General features: G+C 69.9%; 21 protein-coding genes. 13 read left to right on the top strand and 8 right to left on the bottom strand.

Going from position 1 to position 23734, the window contains the following annotated elements; all coding sequences use genetic code 11:
- Positions 1-10: 10 nt before the first annotated feature.
- From ACK4SC_RS06010 to ACK4SC_RS06020, 3 genes are all read right to left on the bottom strand, one after another.
- Positions 11-1261, bottom strand: coding sequence for a hypothetical protein (locus ACK4SC_RS06010; RefSeq protein WP_409615973.1), 1251 nt, complete (start codon positions 1259-1261; stop codon positions 11-13).
- Between the two features lie 126 nt (positions 1262-1387).
- On the bottom strand, positions 1388-3076 hold the full coding sequence (locus ACK4SC_RS06015) for a phospho-sugar mutase (protein ID WP_409615976.1): 1689 nt from the start codon (positions 3074-3076) through the stop codon (positions 1388-1390).
- 69 nt (positions 3077-3145) lie between these two features.
- The gene (locus ACK4SC_RS06020; RefSeq protein ID WP_409615979.1) at positions 3146-3976 is read right to left on the bottom strand and encodes a purine-nucleoside phosphorylase; all 831 of its coding nucleotides are present in this window, start codon (positions 3974-3976) and stop codon (positions 3146-3148) included.
- Positions 3977-4120: 144 nt separating this feature from the next.
- On the opposite strand from ACK4SC_RS06020, the gene ACK4SC_RS06025 reads away from it, so the two are divergent.
- A complete protein-coding gene (locus ACK4SC_RS06025; protein WP_409615982.1) occupies positions 4121-5560 on the top strand; it encodes an NAD(P)H-quinone dehydrogenase in 1440 nt (479 codons plus the stop codon).
- A gap of 222 nt (positions 5561-5782) precedes the next feature.
- Positions 5783-6778, top strand: coding sequence for a hypothetical protein (locus tag ACK4SC_RS06030; protein ID WP_409615985.1), 996 nt, complete (start codon positions 5783-5785; stop codon positions 6776-6778).
- A 122-nt stretch (positions 6779-6900) separates the two neighbouring features.
- Here the strand turns inward: ACK4SC_RS06030 and ACK4SC_RS06035 are convergent, their stop codons facing one another.
- Positions 6901-8703, bottom strand: coding sequence for an acetyl/propionyl/methylcrotonyl-CoA carboxylase subunit alpha (locus tag ACK4SC_RS06035; protein ID WP_409615987.1), 1803 nt, complete (start codon positions 8701-8703; stop codon positions 6901-6903).
- A gap of 168 nt (positions 8704-8871) precedes the next feature.
- Complete coding sequence (locus ACK4SC_RS06040; protein ID WP_409615990.1) at positions 8872-9513, bottom strand: Maf family protein; 642 nt, start codon at positions 9511-9513, stop codon at positions 8872-8874.
- Positions 9514-9572: 59 nt separating this feature from the next.
- Between ACK4SC_RS06040 and ACK4SC_RS06045 the strand changes: the two genes are divergently transcribed.
- From ACK4SC_RS06045 to ACK4SC_RS06060, 4 genes are all read left to right on the top strand, one after another.
- On the top strand, positions 9573-10829 hold the full coding sequence (locus tag ACK4SC_RS06045; RefSeq protein ID WP_409615992.1) for a class I SAM-dependent RNA methyltransferase: 1257 nt from the start codon (positions 9573-9575) through the stop codon (positions 10827-10829).
- 113 nt (positions 10830-10942) lie between these two features.
- Positions 10943-11620, top strand: a complete 678-nt coding sequence (locus ACK4SC_RS06050; RefSeq protein WP_409615995.1) for a response regulator — start codon at positions 10943-10945, stop codon at positions 11618-11620.
- Entirely contained in the window at positions 11601-12890 is a 1290-nt protein-coding gene (locus tag ACK4SC_RS06055) for a sensor histidine kinase (protein WP_409615998.1), read from the top strand. The genes ACK4SC_RS06050 and ACK4SC_RS06055 overlap by 20 nt, the downstream gene beginning before the upstream one ends.
- A complete protein-coding gene (locus ACK4SC_RS06060) occupies positions 12887-13924 on the top strand; it encodes a hypothetical protein (protein ID WP_409616001.1) in 1038 nt (345 codons plus the stop codon). The genes ACK4SC_RS06055 and ACK4SC_RS06060 overlap by 4 nt, the downstream gene beginning before the upstream one ends.
- 496 nt (positions 13925-14420) lie before the next feature.
- Here the strand turns inward: ACK4SC_RS06060 and ACK4SC_RS06065 are convergent, their stop codons facing one another.
- From ACK4SC_RS06065 to ACK4SC_RS06075, 3 genes are all read right to left on the bottom strand, one after another.
- The gene (locus tag ACK4SC_RS06065) at positions 14421-14699 is read right to left on the bottom strand and encodes an acyl-CoA carboxylase epsilon subunit (protein WP_409616004.1); all 279 of its coding nucleotides are present in this window, start codon (positions 14697-14699) and stop codon (positions 14421-14423) included.
- Entirely contained in the window at positions 14696-16294 is a 1599-nt protein-coding gene (locus ACK4SC_RS06070; RefSeq protein WP_409616007.1) for an acyl-CoA carboxylase subunit beta, read from the bottom strand. The genes ACK4SC_RS06065 and ACK4SC_RS06070 overlap by 4 nt, the downstream gene beginning before the upstream one ends.
- Before the next feature lie 98 nt (positions 16295-16392).
- Positions 16393-17349, bottom strand: coding sequence for a hypothetical protein (locus tag ACK4SC_RS06075; RefSeq protein WP_409616010.1), 957 nt, complete (start codon positions 17347-17349; stop codon positions 16393-16395).
- A gap of 28 nt (positions 17350-17377) precedes the next feature.
- Here ACK4SC_RS06075 and ACK4SC_RS06080 point away from each other — a divergent pair, with 28 nt between their 5' ends.
- From ACK4SC_RS06080 to ACK4SC_RS06110, 7 genes are read left to right on the top strand one after another with little or no spacing between them, the layout of a single operon-like run.
- Positions 17378-18157 (top strand): biotin--[acetyl-CoA-carboxylase] ligase, encoded by a 780-nt coding sequence (locus ACK4SC_RS06080; RefSeq protein ID WP_409616013.1) that lies wholly within the window; start codon positions 17378-17380, stop codon positions 18155-18157.
- 4 nt (positions 18158-18161) lie between these two features.
- Complete coding sequence (locus ACK4SC_RS06085; protein ID WP_409616016.1) at positions 18162-18719, top strand: PH domain-containing protein; 558 nt, start codon at positions 18162-18164, stop codon at positions 18717-18719.
- A gap of 59 nt (positions 18720-18778) precedes the next feature.
- The gene (locus ACK4SC_RS06090) at positions 18779-19423 is read left to right on the top strand and encodes a hypothetical protein (protein WP_409616019.1); all 645 of its coding nucleotides are present in this window, start codon (positions 18779-18781) and stop codon (positions 19421-19423) included.
- Positions 19424-19454: 31 nt separating this feature from the next.
- Positions 19455-20750, top strand: coding sequence for a UDP-glucose dehydrogenase family protein (locus ACK4SC_RS06095; RefSeq protein WP_409616021.1), 1296 nt, complete (start codon positions 19455-19457; stop codon positions 20748-20750).
- A 34-nt stretch (positions 20751-20784) separates the two neighbouring features.
- On the top strand, positions 20785-21885 hold the full coding sequence (locus ACK4SC_RS06100) for a 5-(carboxyamino)imidazole ribonucleotide synthase (RefSeq protein ID WP_409616024.1): 1101 nt from the start codon (positions 20785-20787) through the stop codon (positions 21883-21885).
- Between the two features lie 8 nt (positions 21886-21893).
- Positions 21894-22412, top strand: a complete 519-nt coding sequence (gene purE, locus ACK4SC_RS06105) for a 5-(carboxyamino)imidazole ribonucleotide mutase (RefSeq protein ID WP_409616331.1) — start codon at positions 21894-21896, stop codon at positions 22410-22412.
- A 47-nt stretch (positions 22413-22459) separates the two neighbouring features.
- Entirely contained in the window at positions 22460-23725 is a 1266-nt protein-coding gene (locus tag ACK4SC_RS06110; RefSeq protein WP_409616027.1) for an LCP family protein, read from the top strand.
- Positions 23726-23734 lie beyond the last annotated feature (9 nt).

Below are 23734 nucleotides of genomic sequence, written 5' to 3' on the forward strand. Positions count from 1 at the left end.
GCGATCCAGCCTAGGCCGGTGACCCGGGCGATGCGCCCCCCGTCGGCGTGAGGTCGTCGTCGGTGGTGCGACGGCGCAGCGCGAGCAGCGTGGTCAGCACGGCGGCGAACGCCAGCGCGATGCCGCCCGAGGTGACGACGATCACCCACCACGCGGTGGCGGAGGCGACCACGATCGCGGCGGCGCCGAGTGCGGTACCGGGCACGAGCATCCTCGTGAGTACGGCGACGGCGGCACCGGCCGCGATGCTCTGCAGAGCCCAGGCGACGAGCGCCACCGACTCGGACGGGGTGATCAGCACGGCGGCGGACGCGGCGATGATGACCGCGCCGGTCGTCGCGATGACGCGCCGGGCCCGAGCGGCGAGGCGCAGGAGGAGAGCGACCTGGACGAGGAGGGGAATCGCGCCGAGCGTGACGACAGCGAGCCCCTGCCCGGCCGAGACGAGCCCAGGCGCGGAGTCGGCGATGAGGACTCCGCCCGCCCAGGCTCCGACGACGGTGAGCAGGGCGGCGATGCCGAGGCCGAGGCTGAGGCGGCGCTCACGGCGGCTCCACGGGGCTCGCGGGCGCGTGCGCTCGACCACGGGTGAGCCGGGTAGTCCGCGCACGGGAATGCCGCGCTCGTCGATCGAAGCCGACAGGGCGCGGCGACGCTCCAGGTCGCGGTGGATCCGTCGTCCGCGGACGCGGTCGTAGGTGGCGAGGCCGACCGTCGCCGCGACGATCAGGGCGGGATCGACCCCGGCGACCATGAAGGGCACCGCGAGGCCCGAGCCTCCGATGCCCGCCCAGATGTGCGCCGGCATCGCCTCCACGTGCGGGCGAATCAACACGCTCGTCGCGGCGGCCGCCGACGCGGCCGCGGCCATGACGGCAATCGCCGCCACTGCGGTGATGGGGCCGATGGGCCGGTCGGGACCGAACACGATCAGGGCGACGATGCCGCCGGTCGCGAGCGCTGAGGCGAGGGCGATGGACGTCGTCGCGACGCGCTGCAGGCGGTCGAGGGCGTCGTAGCCCCGGCGCGCGTACAGCATCCCCTGGCCCGTCACCCCGAGCAGCACGGCGCCGAGCGACAGAGTGCTGGTGCCCGTCGTGGCGGCGTCGCCGCCGAGCACCCCGCCGACGACGAGGCCCGCGGCGAACAGCAGGAGCGCGAGGAACCAGACCACCGCGACGGGCCGCGGTAGCAGCGGGTCGGGGTGCGCGCTGGAGGATCGGCCGGCCCGAGGTGCGGGGTCGGCGGGTGCGGCGGTCACCTCACCAGCCTAGGCGCGCTCAGGTCGTGCGGGTTTGCGCACATCGTGCGGCGGTGCGGCGGCACGACCTGCGCAAACCCGCACGAGTTCGGCCCGCGCGGCGCGCGGCGGCTGGCGCGCGGCGCTCTACTCGGCGAGCAACTCCTGTGCGCCGGCGGTCAGGGCCGCGACCGTCGCGAGCGCGGCGGCGCGCCGCTGATCGGCGGTGCCGTCGTGCGACACGGCGTCGATGTACACCTTCACCTTCGGTTCGGTGCCGCTCGGGCGCACGATGACGCGCGAGCCGCCGTCCATCCAGAACCGGAGGATGTCGCTCGGCCCGAAGTCGCCGAAGCCGTTCGCGAAGTCGTCGGTCTGCGTGACGGAGATTGCGCCGATCGCGGTGGGGCGAGCATCCCGGATGCGGGCCATGATGCGGCCGATCGCGGCCAGCTCGGTCACGCGCACCGAGACCTGGCTGGAGGCGAAGGCGCCGAACACCTCGTCGGCCTCGCGCAGCCGGTCGGCGACCGTGCGACCCTGCGCGGCGAGCTCGCCCGCCATGGCGAGGAACTCGGTCGACGCCGAGATGCCGTCTTTGTCGCGGATCGACTGCGGGTTCACGAGGTAGCCGAGCGCCTCCTCGTAGCCGAAGGCGAGGTTCTCGACGCGGCTCACCCACTTGAACCCGGTGAGCGTGTCGCGGTAGGGCAGACCGAAGTGGTCGGCGATGGTCGCGAGGGCCGGGCTCGACACGATCGACGCCGCGAGAGTGCCCGAGCCGCCGCGGGCGACCTCCCGCTCGGCGGCGCGCCAGCCGAGCAGCGTGCCCACCTCGTTGCCCGTGAGCCTGCGCCAGCCCGTCGCCGCCGTGGCGTCGGGAATCGCCACCGCGAGCCGGTCGGCGTCGGGGTCGTGCGCGATGATCAGCTGCGAGCCGGCGGCGCTCGCCGTCGCCTCGGCGAGATCCATGGCGCCGGGCTCCTCCGGGTTCGGGAAGGCCACGGTCGGGAACGCGCCGTCGGGGTCGCGTTGCTCCGCGACCACGGTGGGCTCGGCAAAGCCGGCGCGTGCGAACACCTTCTGACTGGTCTCGAAACCGACACCGTGCATGGCCGTGTACGTAAACGGCACCGGGATGCGCGCGGTCGCGCCCGGCGCGGACCCATCGCCCGCAATCGCCGCCGTCGCGTCGATGTACGCCTCGACGATGTCGTCTTCCGCCGTCTCGTAGTGGGTCGAGCGCGGGATCAGGTCGACGGTCGTGGAGGTCGCCACGTCGAAAATGGCCGCGTGGATCTCGGCGTCGACGGGCGCGACGATCTGCGACCCCTCGTCGGCGCCGCCGAGGTACACCTTGTACCCGTTGTCGCGCGGCGGGTTGTGGCTCGCGGTGACCATGACGCCGGCGCTCACGCCGAGGTGGCGCACGGCGAACGCCAAGACCGGGGTCGGCAGCAGTCGCGGCAAGAGGATCGCGCGCACTCCGGCGCCCGCCATGATCTCAGCCGTGTCGCGCGCGAACACGTCGGAATTCACTCGCCCGTCGTAGCCGATCACCACGCTCGGGTGGGATTCGCGACCCAGCAGGAAGCGCGCGAAGCCGGCGGCGGCCTGCGTCACCAGCACGCGGTTCATCCGGTTCGACCCCGCTCCGAGCTCGCCGCGCAGGCCGGCCGTACCGAACGCGAGGCGCGAACCGAAGCGGTCGGCGAGTTCGGCAGTGGCGGCGACGTCGCCGTCTTCTGCGGCGGTGATGAGAGCATCCAATTCGGCGCGCGTAACCGGGTCAGGGTCTTGCTCGCGCCAGGCCTTCGCAGAGTCGAGGTGCGTCATCAGGCGTCTCCTTCGCTGATTCGGGATGCGCGTCAGTGTCTCGGGATGCGCGTCGCGGGCGGTACTCGCCTAGATCGCGGCGACGATCTTCGCCAGCAGGGCGCTGATCACTGGCTCGGCGGCGCGGCCGGCGTCGATGACCTCCTGGTGGCTGAGCGGCTCGGGGCTGATGCCCGCGGCGAGGTTCGTGATGAGCGACAGGCCCAGGATCTCCATGCCGGCCTGGCGGGCCGCGATCGCCTCGAGCGCCGTCGACATGCCGACGATGTGGCCGCCGATGGCCTTCGCCATCTGCACCTCGGCGGGCGTCTCGTAGTGCGGGCCGCGGTTCTGCACGTACACGCCGTCGTCGAGCGTCGGATCGATCGAGCGGGCGACCTCGCGCAGCCGCGCCGAGTACAGGTCGGTGAGGTCGATGAACGTCGCGCCCTCGAGCGGGCTGTCGGCGGTCAGGTTGATGTGGTCGCTGATCAGCACGGGGGTACCGGGCTGCCACTCGGGCTTGATGCCCCCGGCACCGTTCGTCAGCACCATCGTCGTCGCGCCCGCGGCGGCCGCCGTGCGCACCGAGTGCACGACGCGGCGCACGCCGTGACCCTCGTAGTAGTGCGTGCGGGCGCCGATCACGAGCGCTCGCTTGCCGCTCGGCAGCAGGACGGAGCGCAGGGTGCCCACATGGCCCTCGAGCGCCGGCTTCGAGAAGCCGACGATCTCGGGCGCCGGGATCGTGTGCGTCGTCTCGCCGATGAGGTCGGCGGCCTTCGCCCACCCCGAGCCGAGAGTCAGAGCGATGTCGTGGCGGTTGACACCCGTGGCCTCGGCCAGCTGGGCTGCCGCCTGCTGCGCAATCGCGAAGGGGTCGGCGGTCGGGTCGTCGAGCGGGTTCTGCGCGTGAGACATAGACACAATCGTAGAGTCGCGCGGATGCGCGGGCTCACGCTCATCTGCGCGCACGCGGCGGCCGTGCGGTCGCGATCCGCCCGCCAGCCGGCGTGTGGGCTGGGGCCTCGCCCGTGCATCCGCGCCGGGTGGAAGAATGGGCGCGTGGCGACCCAATTCGAACGCAAACACCAGATCGCGATCCTTGGCGGAGGGCCCGGCGGCTACGAGGCGGCGCTCGCCGGAGCGCAGCTCGGGGCCGAGGTGACCCTCATCGAACGTAGCGGCGTCGGCGGGTCAGCCGTGCTCACCGACGTCGTGCCGTCGAAGACGCTCATCGCCACCGCCGAAGCCGCCGAGGCGATCACCGAAGCCGCCGAAGTCGGCGTGCAGTTCTACTCGCGCACCGAGGCCGGTCGCGCGGTGAAGCCCGAAATCGCCGTCAACCTCACCGCGATCAACCAGCGACTGCTGCGGCTCGCCGCCCAACAGTCGCAAGACATGCACGAGCAGCTCGAAAAGGCCGGCGTGCGCATCCTCAACGGGGATGCACGGCTCGATGGCCCGAATCGCGTCGTCGTCTCGACGGGGCACGGCAAGAAGCGCGTCGACTTCGATGAGTGCGAGGCCGACACCATCATCCTCGCCGTCGGTGCCTCGCCGCGCGAACTGCCGAGCGCCCAGCCCGACGGCGAGCGGGTGCTGACGTGGAAGCAGTTGTACGGCCTCGACGACGTGCCCGAGCACCTCATCGTCGTCGGCTCAGGCGTCACCGGCGCCGAATTCGCCTCCGCCTACCGCTCGCTCGGCGCCCGCGTCACCCTCGTGTCGTCGCGCGACCAAGTGCTGCCCGGAGAAGACGTCGACGCCGCCGCGCTCATCGAAAAGGTGTTCGTCGCGAACGGAATCGACGTGCTGTCGGCCTCGCGAGCATCCACGGTTGAGAACGTCGGCGACGGCGTGCGCGTCACCCTCTCCGACGGGCGCGTCATCGAGGGGTCGCACTGCCTCATGGCCGTCGGCGCGGTGCCCAACACCGACGGGATCGGCCTCGAAGAGGCGGGCGTGCAGCTCACCGAGTCGGGCCACATTCGCGTGAACCGGGTCGCGCGCACCTCCATCCCGTCGATCTACGCGGTCGGCGACTGCAGCGACTACCTGCCGCTCGCCTCCGTCGCGTCGATGCAGGGGCGCACGGCGGTGTTCCACGCCATGGGCGACGCCGTCGACCCGATCGAGAAGCGCAACATCACCTCGAACATCTTCACCCACCCCGAGATCGCGACCGTTGGCTTCTCGCAGCGCGACGTCGAAACCGGGGTCGCGCGCGGCACGGTCTACAAGCTGCCCCTCGCCTCCAACCCGCGCGCCAAAATGCAGGGCATCAAGGAGGGCTTCATCAAGCTCTTTGCCTCGCGCACGTCGGGCACCGTCATCGGCGGAGTCGTCGTCGCCCCTCGAGCCTCCGAACTGATCCTGCCGATCGCGCTCGCCGTCGAGCACCGCCTCACCGTCGACCAGCTCGCCTCCGCGATGAGCGTCTACCCGTCGCTGTCGGGCGGCATCACCGACGCCGCGCGCGCGATGCACGTCCGCCGCGAGTAGACGGGCGCCTGCGGCCGCGCGCCCCCGCCGGGCCCGCCCGCGCCGAGATCGAGCGGGTTTGCGCAACCCGCGCAGTCGCAAACCCGCACGAATTGCGCACAGTGGCACGGTGACACCCCGGGCCGGCGCCGCCACGTCCTCCCCACGAGGCTCTGCCGCGCGTCTTCCACCCATCGGTCGAAAGCACCTCAACGCGCGCGGTCAGCGGGTGAGCCTCACGGCATGCACGTCGATCTCTCCACTTTTTCCGACCGCGACGGGCTGGTGCGCGTCGGCGCACTTGACGATCCCGGCTTTCGGCGCAGCCTCGACCGTGCCGTTGATCGGGGTGAATACGTCCGGCTGGCCCGCGGTGCCTGCATCAGCGCAACCGCCTGGGCAGGCCTCGACCGACACGCCAAGTATCGGGCGCGCATCCACGCGGCGGCCGTGGGGCGACTGCACCCGCACGATCTGGTCGCCGGGCCGAGCGCAGCCGCGCTCTGGCGGCTGCCGTGGCTCGATGCGTGGCCGGAGACTGTTCACCTGCTGCGCACGGATGTCACTGGCGGGCGTCATTCGTCGAGCAGACGGCCGGGCGGGCTCGTGCGCCACACCGCTGGGCAACGCGACGACGGTGCTCGTATCGACCGGCTCCCTGTGACGTCGCTCGCCCGCACTGTCGCCGACGCGGCCGCCACCACCTCGATGGCCGCATCCGTCATGGTGGCCGACGCGGCCCTGCGCGGGCTCACCACGGGTTTCGAGCGCCCGGCTCTCGACCGCGACGCTCTGATCGACTGTTGCGCGGCCCGCCCCGTCAGACGCGGGCGAAGTCGTGCGCTGCGCGTGGCCGAATTCGCGGATGCTCGCGCCGGTAGTGCGGGCGAGTCGCTGGTGAGGGTCACGCTTCATCGACTGGGAGTTCCTCCGCCCGAACTGCAGGTCGAGTTTCGCGGCGATTCGGGAGCTCAGTACTTTGCGGACTTCTACTGGCCCGATCAGGACTTCGTGTTGGAGTTCGACGGGAGGGCCAAGCTGACCGACCCCAGCATGCGGAACGGCCGGTCGGCCGAGGAGGTGCTGTTCGATGAGAAGCTGCGGGAGGACGAGATCCGTGCGGGCGTGAGAGGTTTCGCTCGAGCTGACTGGACGATCGGTCGCTCGAGGACACGTCTGGCGGACCGCCTGCGCCGGGCCGGCTTCATCTTCCCGCGGGGCTGGAGGGAGCCGGACTGACGACGCAGCGCCCCGAACTCGAGCGGGTTTGCGCAACTCGTGCTCGACCGAGGCTGCGCGACCTGCGCATACAGGCTCGAACTTAGGAGGTCGGGTGCGCGCGGCCGCGCGGGAACGCGCGGCTACGCGTCGGCGATCGTGAGCAGCACGTGGCCCGCGGCGACGGTCTCGCCGACCGACGCACCAATCGACGCCACGACGCCGTCCTTGTGGGCGGTCATCGGCTGCTCCATCTTCATGGCTTCGAGCACGACGACGAGATCACCCGCGACCACCGTGTCACCCTCGGCCACGGCGATCTTCACGACGGTGGCCTGCATGGGGCTCGACACGCTGTCGCCCGACCCGCCGGCGGCGGCCGCGCCGCCGCCGCGTCGCCGCGGTGCGGGGGCGGCGGCACCGCCGCCGCTCGACCCGGCCGCGCCAGAGCTGCCGCCACCCACGCCGACGAGCGACTCGGGCAGGGACACCTCCATGCGCTTGCCGTTGACTTCGACGACGACGGTCGAGCGCGCTGCGGGTCCGGTCACCTCGGCACCGGTGAGGGTGCCGCTCCAGGGTTCGAGCTCCCCGGCGAACTCGGTTTCGATCCATCGGGTGTAGACGCTGAACGGCTCGCCGTTCGACGGTGCGAACGCGGGGTCGTCGACGACGGCGCGGTGGAAGGGCAGGACCGTGGGAAGGCCGGCCACCTCGAATTCGGCGAGGGCGCGGCGGGAGCGCTCGAGAGCATCCTCGCGGGTCTTGCCGGTCACGATGAGCTTCGCGAGCAGCGAGTCAAAGGCGCCCGAGATGACGTCCCCGGTGGTGACGCCCGAGTCGACGCGCACGCCGGGGCCGCCGGGGAACCGCAGCGCGTGCACCGGGCCGGGCATGGGCATGAAGTTGAGCCCGGGGTCTTCGCCGTTGATGCGGAACTCGATCGAGTGCCCGTGCGCGACCGGGTCGTCGTAGCCGATCGGCTCGCCCTCGGCGAGGCGGAACTGCTCGCGCACGAGGTCGATGCCGGTCACCTCTTCTGAGACGGGATGCTCGACCTGCAGCCGCGTATTCACCTCGAGGAACGAGACGGTTCCGTCGGCCCCGATGAGGAACTCGCAGGTGCCGGCCCCGAGGTAGTTCGCCTCGCGCAGGATCGCCTTGGACGCCGAGTACAGCTGCTCGATCTGCGCGTCCGTCAGGAACGGGGCGGGCGCCTCTTCGACGAGCTTCTGGTGGCGGCGCTGCAGCGAGCAGTCGCGGGTGGAGATGACGACGACGTTGCCGTGGGCGTCGGCGAGGCACTGGGTTTCGACGTGGCGCGGCTTGTCGAGGTACTTCTCGACGAAGCATTCTCCGCGGCCGAAGGCGGCGATCGCCTCGCGGGTGGCCGATTCGAACAGCTCGGGCACTTCGTCGCGGGTGCGGGCGACTTTGAGGCCGCGGCCGCCGCCGCCGTAGGCGGCCTTGATGGCGACCGGCAGGCCGTGCTGGTCGACGAAGTCGAGCACCTCGTCGGCGGTGGCGACGGGGTTGAGGGTTCCGGGGGCGAGCGGGGCGCCGACCTTTTCGGCGATGTGCCGGGCGCGCACCTTGTCGCCGAGGGCGTCGATCGCCTCGGGCGAGGGGCCGATCCAGATGAGGCCGGCGTCGATGACGGCGCGAGCGAAGTCGGCGTTTTCGGCGAGGAAGCCGTAGCCGGGGTGCACAGCGTTGGCTCCGGAGCGACGCGCGACCGACAGCAGCTTGTCGATGACGAGGTACGTCTCGGCGCTGGTGGTGCCGCCGAGCGCATACGCCTCGTCGGCGAGCACCACGTGCCGCGCGTCACGGTCTTGGTCGGCGTAGACGGCGACGGTGCCGATCCCGGAGTCACGTGCTGCGCGGATGACGCGGACGGCGATCTCACCGCGGTTGGCGATGAGCACCTTCGAAATTCGGGCCATGGTTCTCTACCCTAGGGCCGCCGTGCCCCCCGGCGGTTGGCGCGCATCCACAAAAGGGGGCCCGAGGCGTTGCGCGAGCCGACAACGCGACCGGGATGCGCGCATCCGGCCCGCAACCGCTCACCGGGATGCGCGCACGCGCCCCGCAACCGCGCTCCGGGATGCGCGCTACCGGTTCCAGAGGTCGGTGAAGCGCCCGCCGAGCTCGTGGACGAGCACGCGCAGGAGCGGCACGCTGAGTCCGACGACGGTGTGCGGGTCTCCTTCGATGCGGTCGATGAAGGCGGCACCTTTGGAGTCGATGGTGAATGCTCCGGCAACGCTGAGCGGCTCTCCGGTGGCGATGTAGGCGTCGATTTCGTCGTCTTCGATGTCGCCGGCGAAGTGCACGACGGCGCTGCTGGCGCGCCCGACCGCACCGCGCACCTGGCCTCCGCGGTGGTCGATGACCCAGTGCCCGGAGTGCAGCACGCCGCTGCGCCCGCGCTGTACCTGCCAGCGCTCGAGCGCGACCTCGGGCCGATGCGGCTTGCCGTAGATGACGCCGTCGAGTTCGAAGGCGCTGTCGCCGCCGAGGATGAACCCGTCGAGCACCTCCCCGCCGGGTTGGGTGCTGACGATCGCTTCGGCTTTGGCGCGCGCGAGGAGCTGCACCATGTCGGCGGCGGCGAGCGCGTGCCCGAGTTCGGCTTCGCGTTCGGCGACGACGGCTTCTTCGTCGACTCCGGGCGCGATGGCGGTCGGCTCGATGCCGACGTTGCGCAGGGTCGTGAGCCGGGCGGGCGACGTGGAGGCGAGGTAGAGGCGCACGCGTCGATCGTACGGGCCTGGGCTCTGCGCCGGTATGGCCCGCCCGTAGGCTGGTTCGCATGACGTCCCCGGGCACTGAGATCGAGCTGCTGGTTGACCGCATCGCGCACGGCGGGGTGGCGGTGGCGCGGCACGAGGGGCGCGTGGTGTTCGTGTCGGACGCGATCCCGGGCGAGACGGTGCGGGCGCGGCTGAGCGACACGCGCAAGAAGAGTTTCTGGCGGGCGGAGACGGTCGAGGTGCTGAATCCGAGCGAGCACCGTCGGCCGCACGTGTGGTCGGCGGCGAGCGTCGAGCGTGATCCGGCCGAGCGCGCGGGCGGTGCCGAGTTTGGGCACATCGCCCTCGAGCATCAGCGCGAGCTGAAGCGTCGGGTGCTGGTGGAGGCGATGGCGCGCATGGCGGGTGTTGATGTCGAGGCGGGCTCCGAGCATCCCGCCGCCGGCGTCACGGTGCAGTCGCTGCCGGGTGACGACGCGGCGAACGGGCTGGGCTGGCGTACCCGCATTCGGATGCACGTGGCACCGAACGGCGCTCTCGGCCCGATGGCGGCGCGCTCGCACCGCGTCGTGCCCGTCGACGAGGTTCCGCTTGCGTCGTCGGCGGTTCAGGCCGCGACCCCCTTCGGTGAGACCTTTTCGGGCGTTCCGACCGTGGACGTGCTCGCGCCGACGGTGGGCGAGCCTCGCCTGATCGTTGGCGAGCAGGCGCCGTCACTGATTCGTGAGCGGGTGGGCGAGCGCGAGTTTCGGCTCGACGATTCGGGGTTCTGGCAGGTGCACCGTGAGGCGCCGGCGGCGCTGACGCGGGCGGTTCAGCGGGCGATCGTGCCCGAGCTGGTCGACCCGAGGGCTCTGAACCTTGACCTCTACGGCGGCGTCGGGTTGCTCGCCGCCGCGTTTGCCGACGCCGCGGGCACCGACACGGTCATCACCAGCGTTGAGTCGGACGCGCGGGCAACCGACCATGCCGCCGAGAACCTGGCCGAGTGGTTGGGCGCCCAGGCCGAGACGGGGCGCGTCGACCGCTGGCTGCGCAGCCTCGAGCAGAGCTCGTCGGCGGCGGAGCGGGCGCGGCTGCGCGCGGCGACGGTCGTGCTCGACCCGCCGCGCTCGGGCGCCGGTCGCGACGTCATGGATGCTCTCGGTCGCCTCGCCCCCGCCCAGCTGGTGTACGTGGCCTGCGATCCGGTGGCGCTTGCGCGCGATGTCGCGCTGGCCGCCGAGCACGGGTACTCGCTGACCCGGCTGGAAGCGTTCGACCTGTTTCCGCACACGCATCACCTGGAAGCGGTCGCCACGCTCGTGCGCGCCTGAACGGCGCCTGAGCGTCGCGGCGATAGCATGGCCGCGTCGGACCCGAACGACCGCGCCGGGTACGCACGTGTTCGTTCGCGCGGTTGATGAGATTTGACAGTCAGGTTTTGGGCGTGACCACTTCGCAGGGCAGGCAGTATCGAGTCGCGGTCGTCGACGACCACGAGTCGGTGCGGCTCGGCTTGCAGGCGGCGTTTACGAACGCTGGCTTCGAGTTTGTGGTGGCGGCCGCAACGGTGGCCGAGCTCGTCGAGGGCCTCGCCGGGCGGGAGGTCGACGTCGTCGTGCTCGACTTGAGCCTCGGTGACGGTTCCAGCGTGACCGAGAACGTCAAGAACGTGCAGACCCTCGGTGCCGCGGTGCTCGTCCATTCCATTGCCGACCGGGTCGCGCTGGTGCGCGAGGCGCTCGCCGCGGGTGCCGCCGGGGTTATCCCGAAAGCGTCGAGCACGCGCACGGTCATCCAGGCCGCCGAGACGGTCGCGCGCGGCGAGGTGCTCAACAACCTCGAGTGGGCGAGCGCAATCGACGCCGACCGCGACTTCGCGAAGGCGCAGCTCGGTCGGCGTGAGCGCGAGATCTTGCACCTCTACGCCAGCGGCTTGCCGCTGAAGTTGGCGGCCCAGCAGCTGGGCATCGGCTACGCGACCGCGCGCGAGTATCTCGACCGTATCCGGCAGAAGTATGTCGAGGTGGGTCGCCCTGCGCCGACGAAGGTCGACCTGCTGCGTCGCGCCGTCGAAGACGGAATCCTGCCAGGGCTCGACACGGATGACGACGACACCGACTAACCCGGTGTCGCCGGCCGGGCCGGCCCTCCCGGACATGAAGGCTCCTCTGGCGCCGCTCAGTCGTCGTCGAGTCGACACGATCCTGTCGCGCGCCGTGGCCGGGTTCGGCATCGTCTTCGGCGCGCAGGCGATTCCGGCGATGCTCGCCCAGTACGGCTTCGCCGAGCCCGTGTGGGCGGCGACGGCCATTCCGCTGGTCTATGCAGCCCTGGTTTTTTCACTCATCTGCGCGCTCGCTCGACGTTTCGTCGTGGGCGCCGCCCGGGTCGTCGCCTTCGTGTACGTCGTTGCCCTCGTGACGTGGCCGATGTTCGTCGCCGACGTCGAGAATGTGCAGTCGGGTGACCACTGGCTATATCAGTTGACGACGGTGGCGACCGCGGCCGCAGCAATCGGGTTCCGCACCCGCATCGCCACCGCGTACCTCGTGATCGTGCCGCTCATGTACGGCGTCATTCGCGCCTTTCCTCAGGGCGGCACCGGGCCGGCCGAGCTGGGCTTTTTCAACGCGGTCTACGCGATCATCCTGGGGGCCGCCGTTCTGGTGATCGTCACGATGCTGCGGGTCGCGGCATCGAATGTTGACGCGGCCCAGCAGACGGCGCTCCAGCGCTACGCGCGCGCGGTACGCCAGCACGCGACCGAGGCCGAGCGGGTGCAGGTCGACGCGATCGTGCACGACAGTGTTTTGACGACGTTGCTGACCGCCGCCCGCGCGTCTAGCGAGCAGGAACAGTTGCTCGCGGGTCGCATGGCCGCCGACGCAATTCGCCACCTCGAGGACGCGGCGCTCGTCACACCCGACGACGGGTCGACGGTACGGTTCCGGCAGCTGGCCGATCGCATCGGCCAGGCGGCGCGCACAATGCCGGTTCCCTTCTCGACCCGACTGCGCAGCTTGGATGCGCGGGTCATCCCGGCAGGAACCGCCGAGTCCCTGTATTCGGCCGCCGTGCAAGCCATGGTTAACAGCGCCCAGCATGCCGGCGGCCCGGAGGTGCGCCGCTGGCTCCACATCTCTGGATTGCACACGGGCGTCATCGAGATCGTGGTCGGAGACTCGGGCGTCGGGTTCGAGCTCGCGGAGGTGCCGCAGGAACGGCTCGGGGTGCGACGCTCGATTATCGAGCGCACAGCGAGCGGCGGCGGCGAGGTTGCGGTAGCCAGCGTGCCGGGGAAGGGCACGGTGGTCACGCTGCGGTGGCCTGCGGTCGAGATGCCCGAGCCGGGCGAGGCTGAGGGCGAGTCCGAGCCGGGAGACGACGCATGAGAATCGGCGTTCCCCGCTCGTTGATCGTGACCCTCGCTGCCGTGTTCTCGGGGTACCACGTCATCCTCGGCCTGTACACGATCGACGTTCCCTCGAACCCTTTGCCCGTGATCGCGGCCATGGTCGTGTACGTCGCGGCGACGGCGGTCAGCCTGTCGCCCGGGCAACCGGAGCGCATGCCGACCTGGCTGGCCAGCATCAACGTGGTCGTCTGCGCGGCGATGCCGCTCTTGATCGCGCCCACTCTCGATCTGGAGCGCCCCGGTGGCCTGGGGTACGCAACCTGGTACGTGGCGGCCGTGGGTACCCTGATGACGATCACCTCGACCCGGCGTCGGCATCTGTTCGCGTGGGCGGGCATCGCGATTCTGGTGATTCACACCATTGTCTGGGGCGGGTTCGGCGCGGTGCTCGGCATCGGCGTGATCGGCAGCATCGTGTGGGTAGCCATCTCCCACATCCTGTCGCGCGCTCTGGCCTCCGCCAGCCGTGACGCCCTGCAGTTCACTGAGGCGGAGCGCGAGGCGACGAACTGGCAGGCCGCCCAGGAAGCTCACCTGACCGAACGCCAGCTACGCCTGGGCACCACGACCGATCGGGCGCTGCCGATGCTGCAGCTCATCGCTGAACGAGATGGCGCTCTCAGCGACGAGGAACGCCGCGAGTGTCAGTACCTCGAGGCCGGCATCCGTGACGAGATTCGTGGTCGTCGCCTGCTGAATGACCGCGTGCGCCAGGCCGTGCTGGATGCTCGTCGCCGTGGCGCCGTTGTGACCCTGTTCGACGAGGGCGGCCTCGACGACGTCGACGAGGCGGCCATGGACGGCGCGCTGACGGAACTCGCCGAGGCGATCGCTGACACGCGCGCCATGCGCATCATTGCGCGCACGGCGCCCGCGGATTCGCCGACGGCGATCACCGTGGTCGGGTTGACGCCGGCGGGGGAGTCGAGCGCGAGCGAGCTCGGTCGCGACGACGAGGACGACGACGACGATGAGGTCGACCTGTGGCTGGAGATCGCCAAGCCTGAATAGGCGGCCGCGCGCCCGAACCTGAGCGGGCAACCTACGACGGGTGATGGATCGCCCGGGGCCGCCGCCGGGACAAAGATTGAGGGGCCGGAGTACCCATCTCCGGCCCCTCATTATCGAGTGAGTGACGCAACCCGAATGCGTCGCTTACTCGCCCCCCAATCGTCGACCTCATACCCAGTGGGTCGAGACGGGCGATGTGCGTGATATGCACCATCGAGTGCCTCTAGTGTGGCAACCCCGCAACCCTGTGGAAAGTCGGCATTTGGGGGGACATGTGGGGGACATTTTGACGCCGATTGGGGGACAAGAACCCCCCATTAGGGGGCGTTTCCGGCCCAGAACCGCGCATTTCGGGGGACAAAGTTCTCCACAGGGCGCAAAACTGTGCGCGCTCCCACGGCAGACGACTGATTCCGAAGCAAAGTGCTACGGAATTCGTCGTTTGGGCCCGAAAAATCCCGGTCGCGGGGCGATATTCGGGCGACGGAAACCGCAGTCAGCCGCGCAGGCCGCGCGACTCGCGCCAGCGCCCCGGCCCGGCCATGAGCGGCGCGCGCATCGCTCGCGTACTGCGCTCCCACAGGTCGACCGGTGGCACGACCCGCTCCGCGCCGAGTGCGGCGCGCTCGGCCGCGACCGCAGCGATGACCACCTGCACGGCAGCCACCTCCTCGTCGGTCGGGTGTCCCGAGACGAAGCGGAGGGCGGGGGTGACGGGGGCGTCGTCGTCTGACGCGCCCTGAGCATCCCGAGCGGTGTCGGCGGCGTCGGTCACAGCGGAATGTTTCCGTGCTTCTTCGGCGGCAGGCTCGCGCGCTTGCCCTTCAGGGCCCGCAGCGCCTTGATGATCGCCGCGCGGGTGGCCGCCGGCTCGATGATGCCGTCGATCTCGCCGCGCTCGGCCGCGAGGAAGGGGCTCGCGACGTTGTAGGTGTACTCGTTCGCCAGCCGCGTGCGCACGGCGGCGACGTCCTCGCCGTTCGCCTCGGCCGCCTTGATCTCGTTGCGGTAGAGGATGTTCACGGCGCCCTGTCCGCCCATGACCGCGATTTCGGCGGTCGGCCAGGCGAGGTTCATGTCGGCGCCGAGCTGCTTCGAGCCCATGACGATGTACGCGCCGCCGTAGGCCTTGCGGGTGATGACGGTGACGAGCGGCACGGTCGCCTCGGCGTAGGCGTACAGCAGCTTCGCGCCGCGGCGGATGACGCCCGTCCACTCCTGGTCGGTGCCGGGCAGATAGCCGGGCACGTCGACGAGGGTCACAATCGGGATCGAGAACGCGTCGCAGAAGCGCACGAAGCGCGCGGCCTTCTCGCCCGCGTCAATGTTCAAGGTGCCCGCCATCGAGTTCGGCTGGTTGGCGATCACGCCGACGCTGCGGCCCTCCACCCGGGCAAAGCCGATGACGATGTTCGGCGCGAACAGCGGCTGCACTTCGAGGAACGAGCCCTCGTCGACCACGTGGTCGATGATGTCGAGCACGTCGTACGGCTGGTTGGGGCTGTCGGGCACCATGGTGTTCAGGCGCCGGTCGGCGTCGGTGATCTCGAGTTCGGCGTGCGACTCGTACTGCGGCAGCTCAGCCAGGTTGTTGTCGGGAAGGTAGCTCAGCAGGGCCCGGGCAAAGTCGAACGCGTCGTGCTCGTCCTCGGCGAGGTAGTGGCTGACGCCCGAGGTGCGGTTGTGGGTGAGCGCGCCGCCGAGCTCCTCCATACCGACGTCCTCGCCCGTGACGGTCTTGATCACGTCGGGGCCCGTGACGAACATCTGGCTGGTCTTGTCGACCATGATCACGAAGTCGGTGAGGGCGGGCGAGTACACCGCGCCACCCGCGGCCGGGCCGCAGATGATCGAAATCTGCGGGATCACGCCCGAGGCCGCCGTGTTGCGGCGGAAGATCTCACCGTACTTTCCGAGCGCGACGACACCCTCCTGGATGCGCGCCCCACCCGAGTCGAGGATGCCGATGATCGGCACGCCCGTCTTGATCGCGAGCTCCATGACCTTGATGATCTTTTCGCCGGCGACCTCGCCAAGCGAGCCGCCGAAGATCGTGAAGTCTTGGCTGTAGACGGCGACCTGGCGACCGTGGATCGTTCCCGTGCCGGTGACAACGCTGTCGCCGTACGGCCGCTTCGCGTCCATGCCGAAAGCGTGGGTGCGGTGGCGCACAAACTCGTCGAGCTCGACGAAGCTGCCGTGGTCGAGGAGCTGGTCGATGCGCTCGCGGGCGGTCAGCTTGCCCTTCGCGTGCTGCTTTTCGATCGCGGCCTCGCCGGCGGCGGTCACGGCCTCGTGGTAGCGACGCTTCAGGTCGGCGATCTTGCCGGCCGTGGTCGACAGGTCGGGAGCGGGGGTCTCGTCGGTCACCGTGTCAGCCTATCCACCGCGGTGCCCCGCGTGCCGTTGGTGGTTCCGCACAAAAACGCAGGTCTGCGCTGTGGGGCGCGGTGCGGCGTCTCCGCTGCTTAGGCGGCGGCGCTCGCCGCGATTGCCGCGACCCCGGCGAGTACGAGCACCACACCCGCGGTCTGCACGGGGCGCAGGCGCTCGCCGAGCAGCCGCCAGCTGAGCAGCGCCACGACGGCCGGGTAGAGCGAGGCCAGCACCGCGACGACACTCAGGGCACCCGCTTGCGCGGCGGTTCCGTATGCGGCGTTGGCGAGGTAGACGAGTATCCCGATCGAGGCGATCGCGACGACATCGCGGCCCCGGATGCGCGTGGGCACGAGCGCGGGCATGGCCGGTCGGCCGCGGTGCAGCCTCGCGGCGGCGCCCCGCAGACGCACGTGAATCCACGTGGAGAAGGCGACGATGTAGATGCCGAGCACGACGACCGCGGTCATGACGAGCGTGGTGGTGAGGTCGGCGGCGGCGCCGCGGGCGAGGCCGACCTGAGAGGTGCCGAAGCCGGCCGCCGCGACGAGGGCCAGCGCGATCGACTGCAGGGCGCGACGACTGCGCACCCCCGCGACGTACCCGTAGTCACCCGACGCCGGCGGGCGGGGCCGCCCCACCTCGGGGCCGGTGGCGAGCACGCTGCCGACGACCGCGACGGCGAGGCCGACGCCGAGCAGCGGGCCGATCGTGTCGCCTGTGGCCAGCCCGACCGAGACGGGGACGAGCACCGACAGGGCCGAGACCGGGGCGACGACGCCCATCGTGCCGATCGCGAGTCCGCGGAACAGCGCCGCCACACCCACCGCCTGCGCGATACCCGCGATCGACCCCCACATCACCGCGTCGGCGAGGTCGCCCCGAAACGGGTCGACCAGCAGCCGCGCGGCGATGGCGATCGACGCCACGACCTGCGAGCCGAGCAGCACGATGATGAGGGGCACGCGGCGTGAGAGGGCCCCGCCGAGGAAGTCGCTGATGCCGAGCAGCACGCTCGACGCGAGAGCGAGAAAGGCGAGCCCGGGCATACGACCAGTGTGCACGTAGCCTGGAGTTGTGACCGACCTGCCGCTGAGCCGCGCCCTCGCCCCGCACCTCGAGTGGGTCGACGAGATTCCGAGCACCAACTCGGCCCTCGTGGCGCGCGCGGCGGAGCTCCAGGACGGGCACCTGCTGGCAACCGACACCCAGACGGTGGGGCGTGGCCGCCTCGGCCGCAGCTGGTCGACGCGGCCCGGCCAGGCGCTCGCCGTGAGCGTGTTTGTGGGGGTCGGCCCCGGGCATCCCGTGCCGTCGGAGACCCACCTCGGCTGGCTGCCGCTCGTGGCGGGCCTCGCGATGACCCGCGCCGTTCGCGCGCTGGGCGTGCCGGGGGCGGGCCTCAAGTGGCCGAACGACGTGCTGGTGGGCGGGCGCAAGCTGAGCGGCATCCTCGCCGAGCTCACCCCGCACGGTGTCGTGGTCGGCAGTGGGCTCAATCTCACCCAGTCGGCCGATGAGTTGCCCGTCGCCACGGCGACGTCGCTGGCGCTCGAGAACGTTCCGGATGCTCGCAGCGCCGACATCGCCGACCGCGCGCTAGCGGCGTGGCTGGCCGAGTGGCTGCCGCTGGTCGCCCGGTGGCGCGAGGCGCGCGACCCGTCGGTGCTGAAGCCCGACATCGAGGACGTGCTGCACACCCGCGGCCGCGCCGTGAAGGTTGACCGACCGGGCCTTGCGCCGCTGCTCGGCACGGCCGAGGGGCTGGACGACGCGGGTTTGCTGCTCGTGCGTGACCGGGACTCAGTTCTCACGGCGATTGCCGCGGGCGACGTCACCCACCTGCGGTATGAATGACGACATGACGGGGTCGGTGGACACGACGGGAGCGACGCGTGTCCCCGAGCAGGTCATCGTTCGCTTGCGCCCGCACGCGCGCCGCGTCTTCATGCCGAACCTGCTGTTGCCCGTGATCGTGGGGGCCGCCAGCTGGGGCGCCTTCACGGTCGACGAGCTGTGGCAGGTCTTCGCCGTGCTCGCGGCGGCGGTCGGCCTCATCTTGCTGTTCTGGGCCGTGCCGATGGTGCGCTGGCTCAACACGCGGTACACCCTCACCACGCGCCGGCTCATCATTCAGCGCGGCATTCTCGCGCGCCACCGACACGAGATGCTGCACAGCCGTGGCTACGACGTTGCGGTGCGCCAGGCCGGACTGCAATTGCTCTTCCGTAGCGGCGACGTGCTCGTCAACACGGGGCTTGACCGACCCGTCATGCTGCGCGATGTGCCGAGCGCGCGGCTCGTGCAGCAGGCGCTGAGCGACCTCATGGAGGCGTCGACGTCGTCGGTCGCGGCGCAGCGTCGGCGGGACGCGGCCGAGCCGCCCACGGGAAGCCTTCGGCGCGACCGCGAGAGCTGATGTCGATGAGTTCCGACACCCTGTACGCCGTGTTCAGTTACCGGTTCGACGCACACCTCGTGCCTGACCTTCTGCGCAATATCGATTTCGTCGATGGATACGTCGCGAACGACGATCGTCAGAACCCGGCTGAGTGGTTTTCTGAGGGGGACGTGCGCCGACGCCTGATTGCCGATGCCCGCGCGCAGGGGGCCGACTGGGTCTTGGTCATCGATCCGGATGAGCGCCTAGAGCCAACCGCGGGGGACCAGATTCGCGCGTTTATGCGGGCTCATCAGGGTGAGCGCGTGATCGGCGGTTTTCGCGTCCGCGAGCTGTGGTCTGCCACGCATTTTCGAGTAGACGGGGTGTGGGGGCACAAGCGTCGTTGGGGGCTTTTTCCCGTGACAGGGCCGGTCACCATGACCGACAAGCCGGTGCATGGGGAGCCGTACCCGCTTGACCCTGACTTTCGTCGAATCATGCTGGATGTTGACCTGTTTCACTTGAAGATGATGTCCGCTCGAGCGCGTCGGGCGCGGCGCGATCTCTACAACCGTCTGGACCCCGACCGGGTGTACCAGGCGATCGGCTACGACTACCTTGCGGAAGAGGACGACATGGAACTCGTGGCCATCGAGCCCGCTCGTCGTTTCCGGCCACGGCGACCCGCCTGGTGGCTTCGCCATCAGGTGCACCGTGCCATCGCGCCCATCGAGCGCTGAGGGCTCACTCGCCAGCGATAGAGTCGAGTCCGTGCGAATTTCTGTCATCGGATGCGGATACTTGGGCGCCGTCCACGCTGCGTGTATGGCCGAACTCGGCCACGACGTTGTCGGCGTCGATGTCGACCAAGCCAAGATCGACGCGCTCAGCGACGGTCGCGCACCATTCTTCGAGCCAGGGCTACCCGAGCTCCTGAAAGCTGAGCATGGCCGTCTCCGCTTTACGACCGACATTGCAGAAGTGAGCCACGCCCGCGTGCACTTCGTCGCGGTCGGCACCCCCCAGCTCGAGGGCAGCAACGCCGCCGACCTGCGTTTTGTCGATGCCGCCGTCGACGCCCTGCTGCCGCACATCGGCCCTGGGCACCTCGTCGTCGGCAAGTCGACCGTGCCAGTGGGCACGGCCGCGCGCCTTGCCGACAAGGTGGAGGCGACGGGCGCCGAGTTAGCGTGGAATCCCGAGTTCCTGCGTGAAGGTTTCGCCGTCAGTGACACGCTCACCCCCGACCGCCTGGTGTACGGCGTGCGTCACGGGGATGACCGGGCCTCCGATGTGCTTGACGAGGTCTACCGTCGACCGCTGTCGACCGGCACCCCGCGCATCATCACCGATTACGCGACCGCCGAGCTGGTGAAGGTCAGCGCGAACGCCTTCCTCGCGACCAAGATCTCATTCATCAACGCGATGGCCGAGATTGCCGAGGTCACGGGCGCAGACGTCACCACCCTGGCGGATGCGATCGGTCACGACGCCCGCATTGGTCGCCGCTTCCTGAACGCGGGCGTCGGGTTCGGCGGGGGTTGCCTGCCGAAAGACATCCGCGCCTTTCAGGCCCGCGCCGAGGAACTGGGTGTCGGGCACGCCCTCGCCTTCCTCGATGACGTTGACCAGGTAAACCTGCGCCGCCGCCAGCGCGTTCTTGATTTGATCACTGACGCGCTCGGCACCGAACTTGCCGGACGCACGGTCGCCGTGCTCGGAGTGACGTTCAAGCCGGACTCGGACGACGTGCGCGACTCGCCGGCTCTCGACATCGCGAGCCGTCTCGCTCTACGCGGCGTGACGGTCAGAGCCACCGACCCGGAGGGTATCGAGACGGCGCGCGCAAAGGTGCCGTCACTCGACTACCACGAGTCCGTCCGCGACGCTGTTGCCGGAGCGGAGGTGATCACCGTTCTGACGGAGTGGCGCGAATTCCGCGAACTCGACCCCCGCGAGGTCTCAACCTGGACGGACGCCCGCACAATCATCGACGGTCGCAACTGCCTCGATGCAGGAGCCTGGCGCGCCGCAGGCTGGACGTATCACGGCCTTGGCCGCCCCTGAACTGACCCCGTTCGCCTGACCCGGAGGTTTCCCCATGCCCGTCGTTGGAGTGGTCGGAGGTGGCCAGCTCGCTCGCATGATGGTGCCACCCGCCGTGGCGCTCGGCATCGAGATTCGCGTGTTGGCTGAACACGAAGACTCATCGGCCCGCATAGCGGCAACCCAGGTTGGTGACTACCGCGATGTCGATACGGTGCGTGCGTTCGCCGCCGGCTGCGACGTCATCACCTTCGACCACGAGCACGTGCCGCAGGACGTGCTGCGCGCGCTCGTCGCGGAAGGCGTGAGCGTGCAACCGGGTCCCGATGCGCTCGCCGCGGCGCAAGACAAGCTGCACATGCGGGAGCGGCTCACCGCGCTGGGAGTTCCCGTGCCGACGTGGGCGCGCATCACGACAGGCGATGAGCTCGCCCAGTTCTTGGCCGACAACGGCGGCCGTGCGGTCGTGAAGACCCCGCGTGGTGGGTACGACGGCAAGGGCGTGCGCGTCGTCGACAGCGCTCATGCGGCCGACGACTGGCTCGCAGCTGGCCCGGTGCTTGCTGAGCAGCTCGTCGACTTCCGCCGCGAGCTGGCACAGCTGGTTGCTCGTCGTCCTTCGGGTGACCTCCGTGCGTGGCCTCTTGTCGAGACGGTGCAGAAGGGGGGCGTGTGCGCCGAGGTGCTCGCTCCCGCGCCCCGCGCATCCGATGCTGTCGAGCGAAGCGCCGCCGAGATCGCCGCGACCGTTGCCCACGGGCTGGGTGTGACCGGCGTTCTCGCCGTCGAGCTGTTCGAGACGATGGACGGCCACGTGCTCGTGAACGAGCTCGCGATGCGGCCTCACAACAGCGGCCACTTCTCGATCGACGCCGCCGTGACGAGCCAGTTCGAGCAGCACCTGCGTGCGGTGCTCGACTGGCCGCTCGGCGACACTGAGCTCGTGGCTCCGCACGCCGTCATGATCAACGTTTTTGGTGGGCTCACCGACGACCAGATTGCGCAGGCGCTCGGCCACCAGCCGGCCGCCAAGGTGCACACCTACGGCAAGTCGCCGCGCCCGGGCCGCAAAGCCGGCCACGTTACCGCGATCGGTGATGATCTCGACGATGTCGTGTACCGCGCGCGTGCCGCAGCCGCTCACTTCGACGCGTGACGGGTAGCCTGGGCGCCGTGACCGCCCCTCTCGTCTCCGTCGTCATGGGTTCCGACTCCGACTGGTCGGTGATGGGTGACGCCGTCGCGGCCCTCGACGAGTTTGGCATCGCGTGCGAGGTCGAGGTACTCAGCGCCCACCGCACGCCCGACCGCATGATCGCCTATGGTCGCGAGGCCGCCGGCCGTGGTGTCCGCGCAATCATCGCCGGCGCCGGGGGCGCAGCTCACCTGCCCGGCATGATCGCCTCGGTCACGACGCTCCCGGTTATCGGAGTCCCGGTGCCACTGAAGTACCTCGATGGCATGGACTCGCTGCTCAGCATTGTGCAGATGCCCGCGGGCATCCCCGTCGCGACCGTGTCGATCGGCGGCGCACGCAATGCAGGGCTCCTCGCCGCGCGCATGATCGGCGCGAGCGACCCGGATATTGCAGCCAAATTGGATGCGTTCGCTCGCTCTCTCGAAGACATGGTCGCCACCAAGAACGCGGCTGTGAAGGCGACGGCCGCGAAGCGCGAGCGGTGAGTCTCACGTCGCCCATTCGGCACCCGGATACCCGGCAGCCGGAACTGATGGCTCGTCGCGGCTGGTGGCTGGTCGGGCTGAACGTGTTGCTACCCGGCTCGGCGCAGTTGCTGGCGGGCAATCGCCGATGGGGTCGCTTCGCCCTCGGTGCGACACTCGTCCTCTGGGCGTCGATGGCGGCGGCAGCGGCGTTGTACTTTATCAATCGTGCCGCCGCTCTTACTCTGATCACGAACGTGTGGGTGCTGTGGCTGTTGCAGATCGCCCTGCTGTTTTTTGCCGGTCTGTGGTTGGTCACAACCCTGAACGCGCTCGTGTTGGTTCGGCTCGTGAAGACCCCAGCGCGTACGCGAGGCGGACTGCTCGTGTTCACCGCGCTTACGCTCGCCATCAGCGTGGGGGGCACGAGCTACGCCGCCTATCTCACTGGGGTAGGGCGTGACACCCTCGGCTCGGTCTTTGCCGGCGGCGGTTTCGTGCAGCCGATCGACGGTCGCTACACGGTGCTGTTGCTCGGCGGTGATGCCGGACCCGACCGCCTCGGCCTGCGTCCCGACTCGATAACGCTCGCCAGCGTCGACGCCGACACGGGCGAAGTCACGATGATCGGCATCCCTCGCAATCTCTACAACGCACCGTTCGCCGATGACTCGCCTCTGTGGGATGACTGGCCCAATGGCTTCAACTGTGGCGACAACTGTCTGATCAGTTACCTCTACCCCTATGCCGAGGAGCGCCCCGAGTTGTACCCGCAGGCCCGCCTCAACGGGTCGACCCCCGGGATCGAAGCGACGCGCGATGCCGTCGAGGGCGTCACCGGCCTCGAGGTGCAGTTCGTCGTGCTGATCGACCTGAACGGCTTCGAGTCGATCATCGACGCAATGGGGGGAGTCGTCGTTGACGCCGAGCCGATGACCCTCGGAATCAACGGTGGCCCGGTCGTGGGAGAGATCGCGGCGGGCGAGCAGCGCATGAACGGCTTCACAGCGCTCTGGTACGCCCGCAACCGGTACAACCTCACCGACTTTGACCGCATGGCTCACCAGCGCCAGATTCAAGAGGCGATGCTGCAGCAGTTCGACCCGTTCACAGTGTTCACGCGCTTCGAGGCGATCGCCGATGCGAGCGAAGATACGGTGAGCACCGACATCCCGCGCTCGATGCTCGGCACGCTCGCCGACCTCGCTGCGAAGTCGCGCGAGGTGCCGATCACCGACATTGAGCTCGTGCCCCCGGCCGTCGACAACGTCAACCCCGACTACCCGGCGATTCGCGAGCTGATTGCGGCCACGCTGGCTCCTCCGCCCGACTGACGACGGGGA

It is taken from the genome of Microcella sp., assembly GCF_046293215.1.
Lineage (GTDB): Bacteria > Actinomycetota > Actinomycetes > Actinomycetales > Microbacteriaceae > Microcella.